Here is an 18743-nt window from a genome sequence, read left to right on the forward strand (position 1 = left end):
CTTGCTTTCTATCTTAGTAGTTGACAATCTCGGAGAAATCCTTGGACTTCAGGGAAGCGCCGCCTACGAGAGCACCGTCTACGTTGGGCTGCTGCATGAGGTCCTTGATGGTGGCAGGCTTCACGCTGCCGCCGTACTGGATGCGGATAGCATCAGCTGCAGCCTGGTTGAACTTCTTGGCCACAGCCTCGCGGATAGCCTTGCAGACTTCCTCAGCCTGGTCAAAGGTAGCGGTCTTGCCAGTGCCGATAGCCCAGATAGGCTCATAAGCGATGACCAGCTTGCCAGCTTCCTCAGCAGTGAAGCCTTCGAGAGCAGCGTTGATCTGAGCTACCACATGGTCGATGTAGGTGCCAGCCTCGCGGATCTCCAGGGACTCGCCGCAGCAGATGATGGGAGTGATGCCTGCCTTGAAAGCAGCCAGAGCGCGCTTGTTGACACCCTCATCGGTCTCGCCGAAGTAGTCGCGGCGCTCGCTGTGGCCCAGGACGCAGTAGTCTACGCCGATTTCATTCAGCATACCGGTGGAGATTTCGCCGGTGAAAGCACCGCTCTTCTCCCAATGAACGTTCTGAGCGCCTACATGGATATTGGTGCCCTTGACAGCCTCAGCCACGGAAGCGAGAGCAGTAGCCGTGGGGCAAACCACTACGTCAACCTTGGCATCCTTCACCAGGGGAGCCAGCTCTTTTACCAGCTGCACGCCCTCAGCGATGGTGTTGTTCATCTTCCAGTTGCCTGCAATAATCGGAGTTCTAGCCATTTGTAAAATCCTCCCTAAAATGTTTTATCGGTTTGGTGTTCCACCCAAATCACAACGCAATTGTCCAGATTCTGCCCAAGGCAGAATCTGAACAATCAGCGCCTTATGAAGCCATCTTATTTGTCAGCGATAGCTGCCACGCCCGGCATCTCTTTGCCCTCGAGGTACTCGAGAGTTGCGCCGCCGCCAGTGGAAACGTGAGAAATCTTCTCGGTGAGGCCAGTCTTCTCCAGAGCTGCCACGGAGTCGCCGCCGCCTACGATGGAGATAGCGCCTTCCTCAGTAGCCTTGGCCACAGCCTCAGCCACAGCCAGGGTGCCCTTGGCGAAAGCGTCGAACTCGAACACGCCCATGGGGCCGTTCCAGATAACAGTCTTGGCGCCCTTCAGAGCCTCAACGTACTTCTCGGAAGTCTTCACACCGGAATCGAGTGCCTGCCAGTCATCGGGAACCTTGTCCACATCAACGGTCTGGGTGTTGGCATCTGCAGCGAACTTGTCAGCGATGACCAGGTCAACGGGCAGGATAACCTCAACGCCCTTGTCCTCAGCCTTCTTCAGCAGGTCGCGGGCCAAGTCATACTTGTCCGGCTCGCAGAGGGACTTGCCGATGGGCAGGCCCTTGGCTGCATCGAAGGTATGAGCCATGCCGCCGCCGATGATGATCTTGTCAACCTTCTCGATCATGTTGCTGATGACGCCGATCTTATCGGAAACCTTGGCACCGCCGATGATAGCCACGAAAGGATGCTGGGGAGCCTCAAGGGTCTTGCCGATGTAGTTGATCTCTTTCTCCATGAGGAAGCCGGCAACCACTTCCACATACTGGGCAATACCAGCGTTGGAAGCATGGCCGCGGTGGGAAACGCCGAAAGCGTCATCCACAGCCACATCAGCCAGGGATGCCAGCTGCTTTGCGAACTCAGGATCGTTCTTCTTCTCAGCCTTGTGATAACGGAGGTTCTCCAGCAGCAGGACCTCGCCCGGCTTCAGGTCAGCAGCAGCCTTCTCAGCCTCGGGGCCAACGCAGTCAGCAGCCCACTTCACATCTTTGCCGAGGAGCTCGGAGAGATGCGCCACCAGATGCTTGGTGGAGAACTGAGGCTCGCGAGCCTCGGAAGGACGGCCGATATGGCAGGCCAGAATCACAGCAGCGCCGTTGTCCAGCAGGTAGTTGATGGTCGGCAGAGTGCGCACCATGCGAGTATCGTTGGTGATGTTCTGATTTTCATCGAAAGGAACGTTGTAGTCCACGCGGACAAACACTTTTTTGCCTTTGACGTCAATGTCTTTGATGGTTTTCTTATCCATACAATGCGCCTCCAAATCGAAAATGTTACATAAAAACTTGAGGCCCGGCCCAAGTTTTCTAGGCCGGACCTCAAGAGATCTTTTAGTATTCAGCTATGCCGTACGATTAGCCGAGCTCAGCGAAGTACTTGATGGTGCGAACCATCTGGCTGGTGTAGCTGTTCTCGTTGTCGTACCAGGAAACAACCTGAACCTGAGTGTTGCCGCCAGCAGTGGGCAGAACCATGGTCTGGGTAGCATCGAACAGGGAGCCGAAACGCATGCCAACGATATCGCTGGACACGATCTCGTCAGTGTTGTAGCCGAAGGACTCGGTAGCCTGAGCCTTCATAGCCTCGTTGACCTGATCCTTGGTAACCTCGCCCTTCACAACAGCGGTGAGGATGGTGGTGGAGCCAGTCGGGGTCGGAACGCGCTGTGCAGCGCCGATGAGCTTGCCGTTGAGCTCGGGGATAACCAAGCCGATAGCCTTAGCAGCACCCGTGCTGTTCGGAACGATGTTGCAAGCTGCAGCACGGCTGCGGCGCTTGTCACCCTTACGCTGCGGGCCATCGAGAGTCATCTGATCGCCAGTGTAAGCGTGGATGGTGCACATGATACCGGACTCGATGGGAGCCAGGTCGTTCAGAGCCTTAGCCATGGGAGCCAGGCAGTTGGTGGTGCAGGAAGCTGCGGAGATAACCTTGTCCTCTGCCTTCAGAGTCTTGTGGTTAACGTTGTATACGATGGTCGGGAGGTCGTTGCCTGCAGGAGCAGAGATAACGACTTTCTTAGCGCCAGCTGCGAGATGAGCGGAAGCCTTCTCCTTGGAAGTGTAGAAACCAGTGCACTCGAGCACAACGTCTACATCATGCTTGCCCCAAGGAATGTCCTTAGCGTCCTTCTCAGCATAGATCTTGATCGTCTTGCCGTTCACAGTGATGCTGTCCTCGCCAGCCTCAACCTTGTCAGCGTACTTGTAGGTACCCTGAGTGGAATCGTACTTGAGGAGGTGTGCGAGCATCTCCGGGCTGGTGAGGTCGTTGATTGCAACAACTTCATAACCCTCAGCGTCGAACATCTGACGGAAAGCGAGACGGCCGATACGACCAAAACCATTGATAGCAACTTTTACTGCCATTTGAAAATTACCCCCTAAACATTTTTAAGAAGTTCAAACTCTTACCCTCATAATATACAATAACCACGGGCTAAAGTCAATCATTTTATCATAAATCACAGCAATTATCTGATAGATTCTGCTTGCAAAGTCAGAATGTTCTTTTCCGGTATACAGAGGGCGACAATTCTGAATAAATCATGAAAAAACAAGGAAAAACAAGACACTTCCCCCAAGGCAAAAAAAAGAGAAGCAGAGTTGCCTGCTTCTCCTGAATTTTCCTTCATAAACCTTATTTATTGGAAAGAAAGCCCAACCTGCTCAGCGGATGCCCTCGGCGGTGGTGAACTCGCCCACCTTCTCACCCTGCTCCATTTTCTCCAAAGCCAGCATGGCCTGGACATAGATAGCGCACTCCAGGCGCTTCTTCTGGAGCTCGCAGCCCAGCTCGTAGCTCTTGCGGATATCGCCGTGGAACAGGTCATCATTGGCATGGCAGCCGCCGCTGCAGAAAAACCTTGCCCAGCAATCCCGGCACTTTTCCTTGTTCAGCACATGGCTTTCACGGAAGTACTGGGGCAGCTCCTTATTAGTAACGCCCTCATAGATGGAGCCAAGCTTGTACCCCTCCCTGCCCACGAACTGATGGCAGGGGTACAAGTCGCCATTTTCCGCCACGGCGAAATACTCATGGCCGGCCCCGCAGCCGGACAAACGCTTGGCCACGCAGGGGCCGTTGGAAAGGTCCATGTTGAAGTGGAAGAAAAAGAAGCCCTTTCCCTCCCGATGGCGCTTGAGATATGCTTCGGTGAGCCTGTCATATTCCTCATAGATGCGGGGCAGATGCTCCTCCCTTAGGGCCAGGGGGCTGTCCTTCAGCACCACCGGCTCCATGGAGAGCACGTCAAAGCCAGCATCGTGCATGGCCAGCACATCTTCTGTGAAGTCCAGGTTCTCATTGGTATAGGTGCCGCGCATATAGTAGTGCTCGCCATGGCGGCTGTCCACGAACTTCTTGAAGTTCTTCATGACCTTGTCGTAGGTGCCTTTGCCCCCCACATCAGGGCGCATGCGGTCATGGACCTCCCGGCGGCCGTCGGTGGAAATGACCACTGACACATTGTTGTCGTTCAGCCACTTGATATTCTCATCGTTCAGCAGCATGCCATTGGTGGTCATGGTAAGCTTGATGCTCACGCCCTTTTCTTTTTCCACCTCATGGACATGCTCTGCCACAGCCTTCACAGTCTTCATATTCATGAGGGGTTCGCCGCCGAAGAAGTCCACCTCGAAGTGCTTGCGGAAGGGACCGCAGTTCTCCAGCATGTAGTCTATGGCGCGGCAGCCCACCTCGGGACTCATGACAGCCCGCTCCTGGCCATAGCTGCCCCCATCGCCGAAGCAGTACTTGCAGCGCAGGTTGCAGTCCTGGGCCACCATCAGGCACAAGGACTTCACCAGCCCCTTTTCCTTGAAGGTAGGCGGCACGTCAATATCCGGGGCAAAGAGCTCTCCTGCCTCCATGAGCTCATGGAGTTCAGCCAGGGCTTCTTCCAGATCAGCCTTGGGGTAGCTGCCTGAGAGTTTCTCCAGCACTTCGCCATCGTTCTCCCCGTCGAAGACGTCCATCATATCATAGATCATCTTGTCAATGACATGGACCGCCCCGCTGTTGATATCCAAAAGGATGTATTCGCCGTTCTGCTCAAACTTATGAATCTTGGCTTTCACTTACATTCTCCTTACAATATTTTACAATATTAATGAAAAAAGCCTCCCCCAAGCGGGGGAGGGAACTGTCCTTGGACAATTACTTTTCGCAGACCTGGTTGCCTACTGTGCAGGAAGTCTTGCAAGCAGACTGGCAGGATGCCTGGCACTCGCCGCAGCCGCCCGTCTTCAGGGACTTCTGCATGGTCGGCTTGTTGACCGTCTTGATGTGCTTCATTCGTGAACCCTCCTCACATCGCAGAAAATCTGCATATACTGTTATTCTACCCTATTTATCCTCTTGTTGCAAGAATTTTCCGCCCGAACTGTCAGTCACAAAGCTCCATCCGCCTCTTGCAGAAAGTCACTGGCTGGAGGTTCATCTCAGAAGCGAACCGCCTGGCCTGATAGAAATGAGCGCCGATGGCTTCCTGCTTATGTGCATCGCTGCCAATGGCCACATACTTGCCACCCAGTTCCATGTAGCGGCTGTAGATGGGCACCAGTTCCTTGACAGCCAGCTTGTCGCCAAAGCGGCGGGTGTTCAGCTCCAGTACCGTTTCCGTCTCGATGACAGCCTTCAGCACCTCATCGATTTCTTCCTTGAAGGAGCCGTAATCAAGCTCCGGGTTGTCGTAAGGAGCAGTGCGGCAAATGTAGTCTATATGGGCGAGGATATCTATGAAATCATGGCTGTAGAGGTTGTCCACCATAGCACGGAAATACTTCCGGTAGGCTTCCTCCTTTTCCTTGCCCTCAAAGAAATCCGGATAGTAGATGTCCAAATCATCCAGGAAGTGAATGGACCCTATGACCTGGTCGAAGGGCACCCGCGCCACAAACTCACGGCTGCCCTCCAGTGTGCCAGCCTTCATGCCCACCTCAATGCCCAGCCGCAGGTTCTCCCCCCGCAAGGGCAGGTATTTCTTCCAGTAGGCCTCAGGGTCAAAGGTGAACTCTATGGGAGCAGCTTCCAGATCCAGGTGCTCCGTGAACACCAGCCCCAGTCCCAGTCTCTCAGCTGCTTCCAAAGCTTCCGAGGCAGGCATTTCCGAATCAGCAGAAAACTCCGTATGAGTATGGCTGTCAAACATCATGATGATTACCTCGCATTCTTAAGGGACAGGACTGGATTCAAACTCAGTTGCCGGCGTTGATCTGGTCAGCTTCGTAGGCAGCCTGCAGTGCCTTGGCCAGCTGGTCCGGGCAGGAAGTATTCTTGCCGTTGCAGGTATTGCCTGCAAAGCGCTCAATGACAAAATCCATATCCATGCCCTGCACCAATTTGCTGATGCCCTTCAGGTTGCCATTGCAGCCGCCCTCGAACTCAACGTGCTTGATGGTCTTGCCATCCAGCTCCAGGGTAATCTTGCGGGCGCAAGTGCCCTTCGTCTTATATTCGTAAACCATTAAAGACTCTCCTATCTTTCACAAATCAACTTGCGTATTTTTAGTATCTAGTCATTATACCATATTACAAATGAATCTCAATAACCCTTGTACTGTTTTTGTTTATTGACATGAACTAACTAATAGTATAGCATGAATCCATATTCATACAAAGGAGACTTCCAAAATATGCAAATGCGTGGCAATATCCTGCTGCTTATCACCGCCTTCATCTGGGGCACCGCCTTCGTGGCCCAGCAGGTGGGCATGGACGAGCTGGGGCCTTTCACCTACGCCGCCGCCCGCTTCTTCCTGGGCACCATCTTCCTCTGGGGACTTTGGCTCATGGACGGAAAGAAACGCAACTCAAGAAAAGAACGCGGCCTGCACCATTCCGGCTGGAAACTTGGCCTTGGCTCAGGGCTGCTGCTCTTCATCGCCAGTTCCATGCAGCAGGTAGCCCTGCAGTATACCACCGTGGGCAAGACCTCCTTCATCACCGCCCTCTACATCGTGCTGGTCCCCCTAGGCGCCGCCCTCTTCCGCCTGGGCAAGGTCTACGCCGTAAACTGGCTTGGGGCTGTGCTGGCGGTAAGCGGCCTTTACCTGCTCACCATCCAGGGAAGCCTTGCCCTGAACCTGGGCGACATTCTGGTAGCCCTCAGCGCCCTGGGCTGGACAGCCCAGATACTCTTCATCGACCGCTTCGCCCCCCATGTGGACGTGCTGGAACTCTCCCTCTCCCAGACCATCTGCTGCTTCGTAGCCAGCCTTGCCGCCGCCCTGGGAACGGAGGACATCTCCCTGGCTCCCATCCTCCACTCCTGGTTCCCCATTGCCTACGCAGGCGTGCTTTCCACCGGCGTGGCCTTCACCCTGCAGATCGTGGGCCAGAAATACGCCGCCCCCAGCGAAGCCGCCGTCATCATGAGCTTCGAAGCCGTCTTCGGCGCACTGGCCAGCTACATCATCTTAGGCGAGCAGATGACCTTCGCCCAACTCTCCGGCTGCCTCCTGATGTTCGCAGGAGTAATAGTAAGCCAGCTGCGCACGATAATGAAGAAAAATCCCACACCCCAAGCCCAGTAACTCCCCCGAACCCCCGGGCCCCATGGATGGGGCCCTGTGGCCGTTGAATTTAGGACAAATTCAAGGCCACGTTTTCTTTCGCTACGAACTCTTGGCTATTTCAAGTCCGAAGGACTTGTAAATCGCTTAGAGTTCGTGCGAGGGCGTAGTGTGACACAGTGTGTCACACGTAGCTTGGTTCGTTTTCTTTGCGCCAAAGAAAATGAACAGACGGAATGAAATAAAGGCTGGAAAGTAAGTCTAACAAAAAACTTACCTTCCAGCCTTCTTTTTGTAATCAAATATCCTTTTTCAAAACCTGCTGATACAAATACCCTTCACGCACTCCCATATAGCTCACATGAATCATCTTGGCCTTGAAGTGCTTGATGACCGTCTGCAGGATGATCATGCCCGGCAGGATAGTCCTGATGCGATCCGGCACTACCTTCAGCATGAGGTCCAGTTTGTCAGTAGCTACTTCCTCATCACCTTCGGGATTCTCCAGCTTCTTGAGGATCTTCTTGACATTGACGGCGTTAATAACGCTATTATTTGGCGGCAGGCTGAACATGGCATTGTTGAGCTTGCAGGCGGCGCGCACGGTACCGCCCACGCCGCAGATGCCGTCAATCTTCTTATACTTGCCCTCGAAGAACTCCGCATCCGCCATCATGGCTGCCAACACAGCCTCCTGAATGGCCTTGCGCTCCTTCTTGGTGGGAATGAGATGGCTCACGTACTCATTGTACATGGAAAGGGACCCCACGGGCATGGAGAAAGCCTTCTCTATCTTCTGGTCCTTGTAGACTACCAGCTCCGTGCTGGCACCGCCGATATCCACCAGGAGGCCCGTGTGCAGATGCATGGCCCGGGTAGCCCCCACGAAGTCCAGCTCTGCTTCCTTCTCCCCTGGGATGACCTCTATCTTCAGCCCGCTAGCCCGCATGATCTGATCCACAGCTTCCTCGCTGTTGTCAATATTGCGCAGGGCCGCCGTAGCAAAGGCATGTCCCTCCACATCAAAGGCCTTCAAAAGCCCGTTGAACTCGCTGAGGATAATGCTGGCCCGCTCAATGCCTTCCTCATTCATGCGCCCATGCTTGATGTACGAAGCCAAACCCGTGGAATCCTTCTTGCTCATCAAGAGCTCTGGCTTATCCCCGTCCATACGATAGATATTGAGCCGGATGGTGTTGGAACCGATATCGATGATGCCATACATACTACCATTCCCCTTTCGTAAAAAAACCCCCGGCTGATGGAGGCTGGGGGCTTTCTCGTGCAATATCTTCTTCTCTTCTTTCTGCCCTAATTCTACCATCAGATTGCCTAAAAATCAAGATTTTGATAAAATATGTTCTGTTGCGGAACCACCGCCTGAAAGGAGGTGGTCTCGTGTCAATCTTCTTCTCTTTCACGCTGTCTGTTGTCGCCGGCATAGTTGCCCACTATGTCTGCTTATGGCTCGACAAGCGTTTCCGCAACAAATAGGGCAAGCTAAGGCGGGGTGATGGCCGCCAAAGCATAAGGCTCGGTCTTTTGGCCGGGCCTTTTCCTATGTTTCATAAATTTATTTCTGCTGCTCATACTTGGACGGGCACTTGATCAAAAGCTTCTCTGCCACAAAGTCCTGTCCCTGGCATTTGCCGATGGCTACGATATGATGGGCCTCATCAAACTGGTCAGGCTTGGTGCCTTTATACCGAATGGGCAAAGTCTCCCCGGATTCTTCGTCCTGCAAGGTGAAGACAAAATCCTCTCCCTCCTGATGGGGCGCGGGAGCGCTCTTGTCCAGGAGGCCCTTCACCTGCACGGAGCTTTGGGCTGTCTTCGCCTCTGCCACGCTGACATAGGGGGTCACGGAATCCATGAAATTCCAGGCAGCGTACCCCACAAAAGCTGCCAGCAGGGCAATGAGCAAGATTTTCCTATTCATGAATAGCCTCCCCTTCTTTTCCATCTTCCGCCTTCTTCACATAGCGCTTCAGAAAATAACAGTAAATCCCTGTCATATCCACCAGCGCGGCCAGCAGCGTCCAGAGCATCACCGGGTCCATGTCGATATGGCCGCCGGCATTTAGCACCGGGGACGGATGCAGGGAAAAGTACAGCCTGGGAATGATGAACACCAGGAAGGGCACCGTCAGGAAGGACAGCAGGGCGTAGACCGCGCTGACCCTGGCCCGCCGCTTTTCATCCGGCATGGCTGCCCGCAGGGTGAGGTAGGCACCGTAAATCAGCAGCAGCACGAAGATGGTGGTCTGCCGTGGGTCCCAGTTCCAGTAAGCCCCCCAGGTGAGCTTGGAGAACACCGCCCCGCTAAGGGTGGCCAGAATGACGAACACCAGTCCCAGCCCCGCAGAATTGGCCGAAAGCCTGTCATAATGGCGCTTTGGCTCTTTCAGGTATTTTGCCCCATAAAAGGCACTCACCAGAAAGGCCAGCACCGACACCCAGGCCACGGGAATATGGAAGAAGGCAATGCGCACATAATAGCCCAGCCCCTCCGCCGGTGGCACCACAAAGAAAACAACACCTATGATTGCCAAAGTCAGCACAGATAAAACCGCCAGCATGGCTTCACTCCTCATACCAAAGATAATCAAAGAGCAAGGACGCCCCCACCATCAAAATCATATCATAAAGGGCCAGCCCTCCCAAATAGGAAAAGGAACCAGCCTCCCCTCCCAAAGCTCCCGCCGTCAGGCTGATGGCGGGCAGGAACACGGGCAGGATCACCGGCAGCATGAGAATGGAGAAAAGCCCTCCATGCACCGCCGAACCTATAGTCAGAGCAGCCACCAGCGTGCCCGCCGCCGCCACCCCCAGCAGCCCCAGTGCTGTAGTCAGAACAAGCAGCGAAGGCTCTGCCACATTTCCCGCCAGCAGCATCAGAAAGAGCGGCAGGATAAAGAGCCCCATGGCCAGCAAGACCAGATAAGTATAGAGCATTTTGCCAAAGAGCACCGGCTGGGAGCCGCCGTAAACACGCAAGGCCAGCAAGGTCCCTGCCGCTTCTTCGTCCAAGAAGACTCTGTCCGCCCCCACCATGGAGGCAAAGAAAAGTATCACCCAGAGAAGGGCCGCCGCCAGCTTCGGTGACAGGGCCGCCCCCTGCAGGGCCAGGCTAACACAGGAAAGGGTGGTGAGGGCAAACATGAGCATGGCAGCCCAGGAAGCCTTGAATCTCATGCCCTGCCTGAATTCTTTCAGGAGAACCAGCTTAGTTCCCGCCCAGACTGATGCATTCATCTGCCGCTGCCTCCTCCCTTTCGTCGTTGGTAGCAAGGAGCACCAGCACGCCGGAGTCCGCCGCCTGCCGCGCCTCCCTCAAGACAAGAGAACGTCCCTCAAGGTCAAGGTTGGCACCCGGCTCGTCCAGCAGCCAAACCTCCGCCTGAGAAGCCAACAGCACTGCCAATTTCAGACGCTGCCTCATGCCCGTGGAAAGCCCCCCGGCCTGCACGCCGTTCACCTTCTTCTCAGACAGCCCTACCCGCTCCAGCAGCTTGCTGTAGCTGTCCCCAGAAAGTTTCTCCCCTCTGAGCCCCATCAGGAAATCCATATTCTCCCAAGCCGTCAGCCGGGGATAAAACCGCAGTTCCGGCGTCACCATAGCCAGCCGGTTGCGAAAATCCGCCTTCTCCAGCACCAGCCCTGCTTCCCTGTCCCGGGCCACAACCTTCCCCGTGTCAGGAGAAAGCAATTTTGCCGCCAGCCGCAGAAGCGTAGACTTCCCGCTGCCATTGGCTCCCCGCACAGCCGTAATCCCCCCGGCCTGCAAATGAGCAGAGAAATCCCTGAAGACCACCGTGCCCCCAAAGGACTTCCCCACTCCCTCCATTTCTATCTCTACCATCGATTACCTCATCAAGAATATATTCACAATTGCGCTTTTATCATTATATCATCACTTGCAGAGAAAGTCCTTATACAATCTAACAAACTCCATGCTAAACTGTGTTTCGCATTACGCCCTTACACGAACACTAAGCTCAGACTGCGCCTTTCAGGCTTGCTTCGCTAAGTGTTCATAGTAAAACAATTCGTTGCAACTTGAAAATCCCGCCCAATTCCCCGGGCGGGATTTGTCTCAGAAGGTATATTCCTTCTCCACCTTATGATAATGTGTATGCAACAGTTCGTGAGCCTTCTCGCTCAAGGGCTCTCCCAAGAACTCCTTGTAAAGCGTGATAATATCCGGGTTCTCATGGGACTTGCGAATGGGCAGGTTTCTGTCAATCTCATAGAGGGCTGCCATGCGCTTCTTGCGAATAGCGTTGGTGGTGCCGATGGGCTGGCCGCCGCCGCCGATGCAGCCGCCGGGACAGGCCATGATCTCGATGAAATCATAAGGAGATTCGTTCCTCTGGACCTGCTCCATGAGGATGCGGGCATTTTTCAAGGTGTGGGCAATTGCCACCTTTGCCTTGCGGCTGCCCAGGTCCACCTCTGCTTCCTTGATGCCTTCGAAGCCGCGGACGGACTGGAAGTCCAGGCGTTCCAAAGTCTTGCCCGTGTACTTCTCATAGACAGTGCGCAGAGCTGCCTCCATGACGCCGCCGCTGGCACCGAAGATAGCACCTGCCCCCGTGCCGTAACCCAGAGGGCTGTCGAAATCGCTCTCAGGCAGGTTCTGGAAAGTGAGGCCCACATACTTGATGAGCTTGATAAGCTCCCGGGTGGTGAGGACGATATCTACATCCTGCCTGCCCTCCCGCCCCATCTCCGGGCGGGCAGCCTCGAATTTCTTGGCGGTGCAGGGCATGATGGAAACGGTGACTATATCCTCCACGGGAATGCCCGCCTTTTCAGGATAATAAGTCTTGGCAATTGCCCCGAACATGCTCATGGGGGATTTGGCGCTGGAAAGATGGGCGGTGAAGTCGCCGAAGTTCTTCTCCAGGAAATTCACCCAGCCGGGACTGCAGGAGGTGATCATGGGGAAGGTACCGCCATGTTCCAGCCTGTGCAGGAACTCGCTGGCTTCCTCCATGATGGTGAGGTCGGCACCGAAGTTGGTATCAAAGACCTTGTCAAAGCCCAAAAGCTTCAGGGCCGTGACCATCTGTCCCGTGACTATCTCCCCCGGCTCCATGCCAAAGGCATCCCCCAAGGCCACCCGCACAGAGGGCGCCACCTGCACGATGACATGCTTCTTCGGATCCTGCAGGGCGTCCAGCACCGCGTCCGTATCGTCCTTTTCCACAATGGCCCCCGTGGGGCACACCAGGCTGCACTGGCCGCAGAGCACGCAGTCCGTGCGCTCCATGGGCTTGTCGTATGCTGTAGTAACTGTGATATCACTGCTGCGGTGGGCATAGGTCAGGGCGGCGATGCCCTGCACATCCTTGCAAGCCCGGATGCAGCGGCCGCAGCGGATGCACTTGGAGGGATCCCGCACAATGGCGGGATTGGTGACAATGCGGGGCTCCTCCTTCACCACGCTGGGCAAGTGGGATTCCATGATATTGAAGCGGCTGCAGAGCCGCTGCAGATCGCAGTTCTGATTGCGAGGGCAGCTCAGGCAGTCCTTGTGATGATTAGCCAGCATCAATTGGAGGATGGCCACCTGGGTATCCCGCACGATGGGGGTATCCGTGTGCACCTCCATGCCTTCCCAAACCTCCGTGGAGCAGGCCGCCAGGAGCCTGCGCCTGCCCGTGACCTCCACAGAACAAAGGCGGCAGTGGGCCTTGATGCGCTGGTCCTCATGGTAGCAGAGATGCGGAATGTCGATGCCGATTTCCCGGGCTGCCTGCATGATTTTCGTGCCCTTGGGCACTTCGATGGGAATATTGTTGATAGTGAGGTGCACCATTTCCTGCTTTTCTGCCTGATTCACATTTTCACTCATGCTTCTGCACCTCCCACTGCAAAGGTCCCGGGGAATACTTTCATGGCGGAAAGCAGGCTGTTCTGGGCCGTCTCCCCCAGGCCACAGAGGGAGGACATGGACATGACCCGGGCTATCTTGTGCATCAGCCTGATGTCCTCTGCCGTGGCTTTCCCCTCTGCCATCTTGTCCAGAATGAGCTTGATATGCAGATTCCCTTCCCGGCAGGGGGTACACTGGCCGCAGCTCTCCTCTGAGAAAAACTCCTGATTCATACGCAGGAAATCCAGCACGCTGGTACGCTCGTCGATAACCAAGATGCCGCCTGAACCTACCATGACTCCCGCCGCCCGCAAGTCCTCATAGGTGTAGGGTGTGTCCAGGATGCTCTCATCCGCCACCTTGCCGGAAGCGCCGCCGAACTGGATCAGGCGGATATGGCGGTCCTTCTGCACGCCCCCTGCCAACTCGTAGATGATTTCCCGCACGGTGGTGCCGAAGGGAATCTCAAAGACCCCGGGCTTGTTCACATTGCCGGCCACGCTGATCAGCTTGGTGCCGATGGAATCACCCCTGCCGCAGCGGGCATAGACCTGCTCCTCGTCCAGCAGCAGATGGGGCACGATGGACAGGCTCTCCACATTGCAGAGGCAGGTAGGACGGGAAAAGACGCCGCTTTGCTTGATGAAAGGCGGCTTCATGCGAGGGCGGCCCGCCTTGCCCTCGATGGAGCGAATGAGGGCCGTGCCCTCGCCACAGACATAGGCTCCCGCTCCGGAATAAAGATGGATATTGAAATCAAAGCCCTTGCCCAGGATATTCTCTCCCAAAAAGCCGTAGCTTTTCGCCTGTCGGATGGCGTTCAGCAGCAGGGGACGGAAGCAGGAATACTCCGCCCGCATGTAGATATAGCCGTCCGTGGCCCCTACCACGAAGCCGGCGATGATGATGGCTTCAATGAGGTTGAAGGGATCATTCTTGATGAGTTCCCTGTCCTTGAAGGTGGTGGTCTCCCCTTCATCCGCGTTGCAAATGACCACCTTGCGCTCTCCCTTCACCGCCCGGGCCTGGGAGAGCTTGCGGCCCATGTCGTACTCGGCACCGCCTCTGCCCTTCACTTTCACGCTGGCAATGAGGTCGCTGATGGAGAGGGGCTCCATGGTCACAGCCTTGCGCAGGGCAGAGAAGCCCCCGATTTTCATATAGGAACCAATGGAGCTGGTGTCATACTTGCCGAAATTGCTGGTAAGGAAACTTATTCTTTCCATGAAACTCTCACCTCCTCAGGGCAGGGAGCGCAGCAGCGCCTCTATTTTCTCACGGCTGTCCAGATGGTCATATATCTTGCCATTGATGCGCACAGCAGGCGCCCTGTCGCAGGCGCCGAAGCAGCTGATGGTCTCCAGGGTAAACCTGCCGTCATAGGTGGTCTCCCCTATCTTGATATCCAGCAGCTGCTCCAAAGTGCCCAGAAGTCGCTTGGTGTCAATGACATTCACCCGGCAGGCAGGAGAATTGCACACCTGGATGGGATATTTAGCCCTGGGCTTGGCCGAAAGCTGGGCATAGAAATTCAGGCAGTCAAAGATATTGGTAATGGGCATGGAGAGCTTCTCAGCCAGATAATAAGCAGTAGGCTCCGGCACATAATGCCGCTCGTCCAGGTCCTGCACCTCCAGCAGGATGCCCACAATCTGGGTAGGGTCATAGTCATGGGATTCCAGCACAAGGTCAATCCTCTCCTGCAACTCGGAAGAGAGGGGATAGTCTTTCGTCAAAGCGGTAAGCATAAGAACCCTCCTTGCCTCAGTCATACCTCTCATCAATGACCCGCTTCGTCTTCTTCTCGCTGCGGGGCAGGATGCCGATTTCCACGATTTTCACCAGCGGCGTGAAGCCAATCTTGCTCTTGACCGCCGCCGCAATCTTGCCTGCCATTTCCTGAAAGTTCACGCTGCCATTGGTTTCCACATAGATTCGCATGGTGTCCTTGCCGTCCAGATGGGACAGGCGGATCTGGTACTCGCTGGAAAGTTCAGGGAAACCTTCCAGCACTTCCTCGATCTGCTTTGGAAATACATTGACGCCCTTGATCTTGATCATGTCGTCGCTGCGGCCGGAGATGATGTCGATGCGGGGGAACTTGCTGCCGCAGGGGCACTCCCCGGGAATGATGCGGGAAATATCATGGGTGCGGTAGCGGATGAGGGGCGCACCTTCCTTGACCAGGGTCGTGATGACAATCTCGCCGAATTCCCCGTCAGGCACATTTTCCCCGGTCTTGGGGTCGATGATTTCCAAGTACACATAATCATCCCAGATGTGCATGCCCGTGTCGTACTTGCAGTTGATGCCGATGCCAGGCCCGTAGATTTCCGTAAGGCCATAGATGTCATAGAGCTCAATGCCCAGCTCAGAAGAAATCCTGTCGCGGATCTTCTTGCCCCAGCGCTCAGAGCCGATGACGCCCTTCTTCAGATGCACCTTGTCCTTGATGCCGCGCTTCTCGATTTCTTCCGCCAAAAGCAGCGCATAGGAAGACGTAGCGGTGATGACCGTGGACTTCATATCCATCATCATCTGAATCTGCTTGTTGGTATTGCCGGGGCCCATGGGGACTACCATAGCCCCAAGCTTCTCCGCTCCGTTCTGGAAGCCGATGCCTGCCGTCCAGAGGCCGTAGCCCGGCGTGATCTGGATGCGGTCACGATTCGTGATGCCGGCAAACTCATAGCAGCGCTTGAACATCTCCGCCCAGTCATCCACATCCTTGGCCGTATAGGGAATGATGACAGGAGTACCCGTGGTACCCGATGAAGAATGGATGCGCACCACCTCTTCCTCCGGCACTGCCATCAGTCCCAGGGGATAAGCGTCCCGGAGGTCCTGCTTCTGGGAAAAGGGCAGCTGCTGGAATTCCTCCACGCTCTTGACCCCCTGAATCCCTGCTTCCCTCAGTTTCTGACCGTAAAAATTGTTGACCTGAAGGAGCCTCTGTATCTGCTTGTCTACCTGCTGCAATTGCTTTTCATTGATTTTCATGACAACTTCTTCCCTTCCGTGTACCTGAGCGCCTTCTCATTGAGTTCATGGAATCTGGCAGGAACCTTTTCATGCAGGGCGGCTCCGATATCCTCAAGCTCCAGCCCCAGTTCCCCCGTCCGCACCGCTGCTCCCAGCAGCAGCACGTTGAGCACCTTCATGGACCCCAGTTCTTTAGCAGCAGCCTCGCTGTCAATGAGAGTGAGGTTCTTAACAGACTTCTTCAGCTGCTGCAAGACTTCCTCCAGCGGATAAGATGAATCCCCAATCATGGTGCTTACGGGGAAAATGGGAGCAAGACTTGCCACCACCGTCCCCCCCTCCTTGAGGAAGGGCAAATGCCGCACGGCCTCTGCCGGCTCGAAGGCGATGATGATATCTGCCTTGCCCGGTGCAATCATGGGAGACTTCAAGCCTTCCCCAATACGCACATGGGAAAAAACGCTGCCTCCCCGCTGTGCCATACCGATGGTTTCAGCCGTCTTCACCTCGAAGCCCTTACTCATGGCAGCAGCCGCCATAAGCTTGGAGGCCAGAATGGTTCCCTGCCCCCCAACACCGCAAAGGATGATGTTTTTATGCATTCCTATCACCTCCGACGCGCAGGGAAGCGCTAGTGCGGGGACAGTCGCTGGATGCGACTGTTTTGTCCCCGCCACTAATGGCTCCTACAGGACATATCTGCTCACACAGGGTGCAGCCTGTACAGAGTGATGCATCGATAAAGGCTTTGCCATCCTTCAGAATAAGGGCCGGGCAGCCCAGTTCCCGGATGCACTTCTTGCAGCCAACACACTTTTCCGCCGCTACAGCAGAATGGCCCGCCGGCTTGGTGACGGCAATGCAGGGAGAACGGAAGATCACGGCCTTGACACCGGGTTCCTCAGCCACCCTTTGAATAGTATCCCGTGCCTGCTTGAAGTCCAGGGGGTTCACAGTCTCCACTACGGTAAGGCCGATGGCCCGCAGGACCTTCTCGATGCTGACCTTCTCCACCACCTGCCCCATGACGGTGCGCCCTGTGCCCGGATGTGGCTGATGCCCCGTCATGGCTGTAGTGGAATTGTCCAGAACCACCAGGGTCATATCAGCCTGATTGTAGAAGGCGTTGACTACCCCTGTCAGCCCTGCGGCAAAGAAGGTTGAATCTCCCACAAAGGCAAAGCATTTCGTTTCCTTGTCCAGATGCCCCACCCCTTGGGCAATGTTGATGCCCGCCCCCATGCATAGGCAGGTATCGCACATATCCAGAGGCATGGCATTGCCCAAGGTATAGCAGCCGATGTCACCGCAATAGATGGTCTTCTTCCCCTTCATGGCCTGCTTAACCGCATAGAAGGAAGCCCGGTGCGGACAGCCCGCACAGAGCACGGGAGGACGCACAGGCAAGGGAATATCTGCCGGCTTGGGCAAAGACTCCTCTGACAGCCCCAGGAAGGAACTTATGGCCCTGCCCACGGACAGCATAGTGTTCTCGCCTGCTGCGGCCATATCCCCTGTCAGCTTGCCACGGATTCTGACGTTTAAATGATGCTTGCCGCAAATCTGCAACAGTGCCCGCTCGATGACGGGATCAAGTTCCTCGATGCAGAGCACTTCGTCCAGGCCCTCCAGGAACTGCAAAGCCAGTTCCTCCGGGAAAGGGAAGGGCGTAGCCACCTTCAGCAGGCGCACGTGGTTTTCCTCGTCCAGGGAATCCAGGGCATACATATAGCTGATGCCATGGGAAGCAATGCCTTTCCTGGCTGCGTTATCGCCATAGCTGCCGTTTTCCCTTTGGATTGCGTTGCGGGGATACTCCGACAGCACAGCTGTCAGTTCCTGGTTGCGCTTTTCAATAAGACCGTGGTTCTTCAAGGACAGGCGCGGGAAAATCACCCAGCGGGAGGAATCTTTCACAAAGCCCTCCATGGGCACGTTTTTGTACTCCTCTGCGTCTTTGACCTGGATGGCCTCATAGCCGTGGTCCACCCGGGTGGTGCAGCGGAAAAAGACAGGCGTATGATACTTCTCGGAAAAATCAAAAGCTTCCTGTATCATCTCATAGGCTTCCGCCACGGAAGAAGGGTCAAAGACAGGCACCTTGGCAAACTGGGCAAAGGTCCTTGTGTCCTGCTCTGTCTGAGAAGAGATAGGACCGGGGTCATCTGCCACCATCACCACCAGGCCGCCTTTGACACCCACGTATTCCAAACTCATCAGGGGGTCAGAAGCGACGTTCAGCCCAACCTGCTTCATGGTCACCATGGCCCGGGCGCCGCTGTAAGCCGCCCCTGCCGCCAGTTCCATGGCCGCTTTCTCATTGACTGACCATTCCACATAGATGTTGCCGGGATTGCGCTTCGCCACAGTTTCCAGCACCTCAGTGGAGGGAGTGCCCGGGTACCCCGCCACCAACCTCACACCTGCGGCCATGGCCCCCAGGGCAATTGCTTCATTGCCCATCAAAAATTCTCTGTGCATAATGCTCTCCTAAAATAATCACTTTCCTGAAAGGCAGGAAAAATTTCACATTGCACTTCA

The 18743-nt window shown here is 55.3% G+C and carries 19 protein-coding genes; 1 reads left to right on the plus strand and 18 read right to left on the minus strand.

What is annotated here, in order from left to right; translation table 11 throughout:
• Window positions 1-13: 13 nt before the first annotated feature.
• From tpiA to P159_RS0101985, 7 genes are all read right to left on the minus strand, one after another.
• Window positions 14-763: a triose-phosphate isomerase gene (gene tpiA, locus P159_RS0101950; RefSeq protein ID WP_029540928.1), complete on the minus strand. Its 750-nt coding sequence runs from the start codon at window positions 761-763 to the stop codon at window positions 14-16.
• 116 nt (window positions 764-879) lie between these two features.
• The gene (locus tag P159_RS0101955) at window positions 880-2073 is read right to left on the minus strand and encodes a phosphoglycerate kinase (RefSeq protein WP_029540929.1); all 1194 of its coding nucleotides are present in this window, start codon (window positions 2071-2073) and stop codon (window positions 880-882) included.
• A gap of 106 nt (window positions 2074-2179) precedes the next feature.
• Window positions 2180-3193 carry a type I glyceraldehyde-3-phosphate dehydrogenase gene (gap, locus tag P159_RS0101960; protein ID WP_029540930.1) on the minus strand — a complete coding sequence of 338 codons (1014 nt, stop codon included), beginning with the start codon at window positions 3191-3193 and terminating at the stop codon, window positions 2180-2182.
• Window positions 3194-3493: 300 nt separating this feature from the next.
• A complete protein-coding gene (gene scfB / locus P159_RS0101970) occupies window positions 3494-4903 on the minus strand; it encodes a thioether cross-link-forming SCIFF peptide maturase (protein ID WP_029540931.1) in 1410 nt (469 codons plus the stop codon).
• A gap of 79 nt (window positions 4904-4982) precedes the next feature.
• Window positions 4983-5120 (minus strand): six-cysteine ranthipeptide SCIFF, encoded by a 138-nt coding sequence (scfA, locus tag P159_RS19780; RefSeq protein ID WP_072004094.1) that lies wholly within the window; start codon window positions 5118-5120, stop codon window positions 4983-4985.
• A 91-nt stretch (window positions 5121-5211) separates the two neighbouring features.
• Window positions 5212-5979: a histidinol-phosphatase HisJ family protein gene (locus P159_RS0101980; protein WP_029540932.1), complete on the minus strand. Its 768-nt coding sequence runs from the start codon at window positions 5977-5979 to the stop codon at window positions 5212-5214.
• A gap of 43 nt (window positions 5980-6022) precedes the next feature.
• Window positions 6023-6292, minus strand: a complete 270-nt coding sequence (locus P159_RS0101985; protein ID WP_029540933.1) for a TIGR03905 family TSCPD domain-containing protein — start codon at window positions 6290-6292, stop codon at window positions 6023-6025.
• Between the two features lie 168 nt (window positions 6293-6460).
• Between P159_RS0101985 and P159_RS0101990 the strand changes: the two genes are divergently transcribed.
• Window positions 6461-7360: a DMT family transporter gene (locus tag P159_RS0101990; RefSeq protein WP_029540934.1), complete on the plus strand. Its 900-nt coding sequence runs from the start codon at window positions 6461-6463 to the stop codon at window positions 7358-7360.
• A 277-nt stretch (window positions 7361-7637) separates the two neighbouring features.
• On the opposite strand, the gene P159_RS0101995 is transcribed toward P159_RS0101990, so the two are convergent.
• The 11 genes from P159_RS0101995 to iorA all read right to left on the minus strand — a co-directional run bounded on the left by P159_RS0101995 (window position 7638) and on the right by iorA (window position 18683).
• Entirely contained in the window at window positions 7638-8564 is a 927-nt protein-coding gene (locus P159_RS0101995; protein WP_029540937.1) for a phosphatase, read from the minus strand.
• Window positions 8565-8912: 348 nt separating this feature from the next.
• Window positions 8913-9278: a cytochrome c maturation protein CcmE gene (locus P159_RS0102000; RefSeq protein WP_029540939.1), complete on the minus strand. Its 366-nt coding sequence runs from the start codon at window positions 9276-9278 to the stop codon at window positions 8913-8915.
• Complete coding sequence (gene ccsA / locus P159_RS0102005; protein ID WP_029540941.1) at window positions 9271-9918, minus strand: cytochrome c biogenesis protein CcsA; 648 nt, start codon at window positions 9916-9918, stop codon at window positions 9271-9273. Before ccsA ends, P159_RS0102000 begins: the two co-directional genes overlap by 8 nt.
• 4 nt (window positions 9919-9922) lie before the next feature.
• Entirely contained in the window at window positions 9923-10594 is a 672-nt protein-coding gene (locus tag P159_RS0102010) for a heme exporter protein CcmB (protein WP_029540943.1), read from the minus strand.
• Entirely contained in the window at window positions 10566-11201 is a 636-nt protein-coding gene (locus tag P159_RS0102015) for an ABC transporter ATP-binding protein (protein ID WP_029540945.1), read from the minus strand. Before P159_RS0102015 ends, P159_RS0102010 begins: the two co-directional genes overlap by 29 nt.
• A 234-nt stretch (window positions 11202-11435) precedes the next feature.
• On the minus strand, window positions 11436-13199 hold the full coding sequence (locus P159_RS0102020) for an NADH-dependent [FeFe] hydrogenase, group A6 (protein ID WP_029540947.1): 1764 nt from the start codon (window positions 13197-13199) through the stop codon (window positions 11436-11438).
• Window positions 13196-14446, minus strand: a complete 1251-nt coding sequence (locus tag P159_RS0102025; protein ID WP_029540950.1) for an NADH-ubiquinone oxidoreductase-F iron-sulfur binding region domain-containing protein — start codon at window positions 14444-14446, stop codon at window positions 13196-13198. Before P159_RS0102025 ends, P159_RS0102020 begins: the two co-directional genes overlap by 4 nt.
• Before the next feature lie 15 nt (window positions 14447-14461).
• Entirely contained in the window at window positions 14462-14968 is a 507-nt protein-coding gene (locus P159_RS0102030) for an NAD(P)H-dependent oxidoreductase subunit E (protein WP_029540953.1), read from the minus strand.
• Window positions 14969-14984: 16 nt separating this feature from the next.
• Complete coding sequence (locus P159_RS0102035; RefSeq protein WP_029540955.1) at window positions 14985-16220, minus strand: phenylacetate--CoA ligase; 1236 nt, start codon at window positions 16218-16220, stop codon at window positions 14985-14987.
• The gene (locus P159_RS0102040; RefSeq protein ID WP_029540957.1) at window positions 16217-16804 is read right to left on the minus strand and encodes an indolepyruvate oxidoreductase subunit beta; all 588 of its coding nucleotides are present in this window, start codon (window positions 16802-16804) and stop codon (window positions 16217-16219) included. The genes P159_RS0102035 and P159_RS0102040 overlap by 4 nt, the downstream gene beginning before the upstream one ends.
• The gene (gene iorA / locus P159_RS0102045) at window positions 16797-18683 is read right to left on the minus strand and encodes an indolepyruvate ferredoxin oxidoreductase subunit alpha (RefSeq protein WP_080705875.1); all 1887 of its coding nucleotides are present in this window, start codon (window positions 18681-18683) and stop codon (window positions 16797-16799) included. Before iorA ends, P159_RS0102040 begins: the two co-directional genes overlap by 8 nt.
• Between the last annotated feature and the right edge of the window lie 60 nt (window positions 18684-18743).

Origin of the sequence: Selenomonas sp. AB3002, assembly GCF_000702545.1 — a bacterium.
Taxonomy (GTDB): Bacteria; Bacillota; Negativicutes; order Selenomonadales; family Selenomonadaceae; genus Selenomonas_B; species Selenomonas_B ruminantium_A.

Excerpts from the sequence above, each read along its gene's own strand:
- tpiA (WP_029540928.1), bottom strand. The coding sequence starts at position 763 with ATGGCTAGAACTCCGATTATTGCAGGCAACTGGAAGATGAACAACACC.
- P159_RS0101955 (WP_029540929.1), bottom strand. The coding sequence starts at position 2,073 with ATGGATAAGAAAACCATCAAAGACATTGACGTCAAAGGCAAAAAAGTG.
- gap (WP_029540930.1), bottom strand. The coding sequence starts at position 3,193 with ATGGCAGTAAAAGTTGCTATCAATGGTTTTGGTCGTATCGGCCGTCTC.
- scfA (WP_072004094.1), bottom strand. The coding sequence starts at position 5,120 with ATGAAGCACATCAAGACGGTCAACAAGCCGACCATGCAGAAGTCCCTG.
- P159_RS0101980 (WP_029540932.1), bottom strand. The coding sequence starts at position 5,979 with ATGATGTTTGACAGCCATACTCATACGGAGTTTTCTGCTGATTCGGAA.
- P159_RS0101985 (WP_029540933.1), bottom strand. The coding sequence starts at position 6,292 with ATGGTTTACGAATATAAGACGAAGGGCACTTGCGCCCGCAAGATTACC.
- P159_RS0101990 (WP_029540934.1), top strand. The coding sequence starts at position 6,461 with ATGCAAATGCGTGGCAATATCCTGCTGCTTATCACCGCCTTCATCTGG.
- P159_RS0101995 (WP_029540937.1), bottom strand. The coding sequence starts at position 8,564 with ATGTATGGCATCATCGATATCGGTTCCAACACCATCCGGCTCAATATC.
- P159_RS0102000 (WP_029540939.1), bottom strand. The coding sequence starts at position 9,278 with ATGAATAGGAAAATCTTGCTCATTGCCCTGCTGGCAGCTTTTGTGGGG.
- ccsA (WP_029540941.1), bottom strand. The coding sequence starts at position 9,918 with ATGCTGGCGGTTTTATCTGTGCTGACTTTGGCAATCATAGGTGTTGTT.
- P159_RS0102010 (WP_029540943.1), bottom strand. The coding sequence starts at position 10,594 with ATGAATGCATCAGTCTGGGCGGGAACTAAGCTGGTTCTCCTGAAAGAA.
- P159_RS0102015 (WP_029540945.1), bottom strand. The coding sequence starts at position 11,201 with ATGGTAGAGATAGAAATGGAGGGAGTGGGGAAGTCCTTTGGGGGCACG.
- P159_RS0102020 (WP_029540947.1), bottom strand. The coding sequence starts at position 13,199 with ATGAGTGAAAATGTGAATCAGGCAGAAAAGCAGGAAATGGTGCACCTC.
- P159_RS0102025 (WP_029540950.1), bottom strand. The coding sequence starts at position 14,446 with ATGGAAAGAATAAGTTTCCTTACCAGCAATTTCGGCAAGTATGACACC.
- P159_RS0102030 (WP_029540953.1), bottom strand. The coding sequence starts at position 14,968 with ATGCTTACCGCTTTGACGAAAGACTATCCCCTCTCTTCCGAGTTGCAG.
- P159_RS0102035 (WP_029540955.1), bottom strand. The coding sequence starts at position 16,220 with ATGAAAATCAATGAAAAGCAATTGCAGCAGGTAGACAAGCAGATACAG.
- P159_RS0102040 (WP_029540957.1), bottom strand. The coding sequence starts at position 16,804 with ATGCATAAAAACATCATCCTTTGCGGTGTTGGGGGGCAGGGAACCATT.
- iorA (WP_080705875.1), bottom strand. The coding sequence starts at position 18,683 with ATGCACAGAGAATTTTTGATGGGCAATGAAGCAATTGCCCTGGGGGCC.